This is a genomic window from Microbacterium sp. NPDC059771, from assembly GCF_042732495.1.
GTDB lineage: Bacteria > Actinomycetota > Actinomycetes > Actinomycetales > Microbacteriaceae > Microbacterium > Microbacterium sufflavum.
Window position 1 is genome coordinate 1 of the sequence record NZ_JBHWHK010000013.1, and the last position, 1,659, is coordinate 1,659.

Genomic DNA, 1,659 nt, shown 5'->3' on the forward strand with positions numbered 1-1,659 from the left:
TGTACGAAGACAGGGAGACCGTGAGGAAATGGCGACGGCAGTACGAGGTGGTGCGCGCCAACGCTCTGCCGTTGACGGAGTCAGCGGCATTGATCCAGAAGGTGATGGAGGAGTACCGGACATGCGACAACCCCCCAGCTGAGCGGTGCCCGCTGGCGCAAGAGCAGCTACAGCAATACCAACGGGGGCGAGTGCGTCGAGATCACCGAGGACTACCCCGGCGTCGTCCCCGTACGCGACAGCAAGACCCCCCACGCCCCCGCCCTCATCGTCCCCACCGCCGCCTGGAGCGCCTTCATCGCGACCCTCAAGGCCCAGGCCTAGGTCCTGTCTGGAGTTCGGATCACGATTCGGTGTATCGCCTGCGCGCTGAGGCCCGGTCTTGATAAATCGTCAGTCATGGCGCGAGGCGATCTCACCGACGAGCAGTGGGCCCTGATCGAGCCCCATCTCCCGATCGCCGCGGTCGGGCCCATCCCTGACCTGCGGAAACACTTCAATGCGGTGATGTGGCGCTTCCGCACCGGCAGTCCCTGGCGCGACCTGCCGAGCGAGTTCGGGCCCTGGCAGAGCACCTACGACCGCTTCCGCATCTGGGTGGGGCAGGGCGCCTTCCGGCAACTGATGGAGGCGGTGATCGCAGAGGCAGCCGCCCGAGGTGAGACCGACATGGGCCTGGTCAGCGTGGACTCCGCGACGTCCCGGGCCCACCACCACGCCGCCGGGATGATCCTCGATGCGGAGCAGTTGGCGGCCCTGGAGGCGGCCGTCGAGTCCGAAAAGGGGGCGCATCTAAGGAACAAGAACCGCGAGAGGGGCAATCCAACGCCGACGGCCGCGCTGAACGGCGCCGGACCCGCCGACGGCACCGCGCCCGCTTGAAGGCTGCTGCACTGGGGCGTTCCCGGGGCGGGTTGACCAGCAAGATTCACCTGGCGGCCGACCGGCGCTGCCGCCCGCTGGCGTTCGTTCTCACGCCCGGACAGGCCGGCGACAGTCCTCAGTTCGTCCCGGTCCTGGAGCGGATCAAGGTGCGCGGGCCGGCCGGACGCCCGAAGACCCGGCCGGACGCGGTGGCCGCCGACAAGGCTTACTCCTCCCGCCGCAACCGCCGCTACCTGAGAAAGCGAAGGATCCGCGGGGTGATCCCGGAGAAGGTGGACCAGGCCGCCAACCGCAAGAAACGCGGCTCGCGCGGCGGCCGCCCCGTCAGCCACGACGCGGACTTGTACACCGAACGCAACACCGTGGAGCGGTGCATCAACCGCCTGCGGAACTGGCGCGGCATAGCGACCCGCTTCGACAAGACCCCGCAGAGCTACGAGGCCGGGCTCCACCTGTGCGGTGCGATGCTCTGGCTCCGCAGCATCGCACCGCATTCATGATCAAACTCCAGACAGGACCTAGCCGCCATGTCTGCTGCCACCACCCGAGCCGTGGCGCGACGTCCGTGTTCACCTGGTCATTATCGCGACACCGCACGGGCGTTGAATCAGACCGAGGGCTGATGCGCCGTCGACCAGAGTCGAATCAACCGCTCCGCCTGTGGTCGAAGACGGTTCGAGACACCGGGCCGATGTGCCTGCCGCACCCCACCGACAGACTCGTTCACATGCCGAGACAACTGAACACCAGACGGAGAAACGAGATGCGCAAGGG

At 67.5% G+C, this 1,659-nt stretch carries 1 protein-coding gene and 1 pseudogene; both read left to right on the plus strand.

Annotated elements, in window-relative coordinates:
- Window positions 1-138: 138 nt before the first annotated feature.
- The gene (locus tag ACFV3I_RS18715) at window positions 139-324 is read left to right on the plus strand and encodes a DUF397 domain-containing protein (protein ID WP_378823953.1); all 186 of its coding nucleotides are present in this window, start codon (window positions 139-141) and stop codon (window positions 322-324) included.
- A gap of 75 nt (window positions 325-399) precedes the next feature.
- A pseudogene (locus ACFV3I_RS18720) lies at window positions 400-1,385 on the plus strand (IS5 family transposase).
- Window positions 1,386-1,659 lie beyond the last annotated feature (274 nt).